Annotated in this window: 1 protein-coding gene; it reads right to left on the bottom strand. The window is 60.6% G+C overall.

The features are described 5' to 3' along the window. Positions 1–238: 238 nt before the first annotated feature. Positions 239–434, bottom strand: a 196-nt coding sequence (locus tag RM844_RS32920; RefSeq protein WP_449657340.1) for an AMP-binding enzyme, incomplete at its 5' end; no start/stop codon positions are given.

The raw sequence follows: 434 nt of genomic DNA, 5'->3' as shown, positions 1-434 counted from the left end.
GCTTCGGCCTGCTCGGCCAACTTCAGTGCGTCGCTCGGTGACGCGTCATCTTCGCTAGTATCGAGTACCGGCGACGAAGGCTTGCGGGACGGCATGCCGACCTCCTGTCCGTTCAGCAGCCTGCTTAACGAGAATTACGTTATCAGTTTGCGGTAGTGACCCGAGAGTACATCATCGATAGCAGGCGCATAAATGACCATTTACCTGCGGAAATGATGTTTACGCGCTGTGCGCGCACTTAGCCCGGACTCGCCGCAACCCGCGCCTCAAGCTCGTTCTTCATCACCTTGCCGGTGGCATTGAGTGGCAGTTCGTCGAGAAACTCGACATACCGGGGCACCTTGTAGCCAGCCATGCGCTCGCGGCTCCAGCCGATCAATTCCTCGGCCGCGATCGGCGCGGCACCGGGGTCGTCCCGCAGCACCACGAACGCC

The sequence above is a fragment of the Streptomyces chisholmiae genome, from assembly GCF_031845445.1.
Lineage (GTDB): Bacteria > Actinomycetota > Actinomycetes > Streptomycetales > Streptomycetaceae > Streptomyces > Streptomyces chisholmiae.
This window is presented reverse-complemented; position numbering and strand designations above follow the sequence as displayed.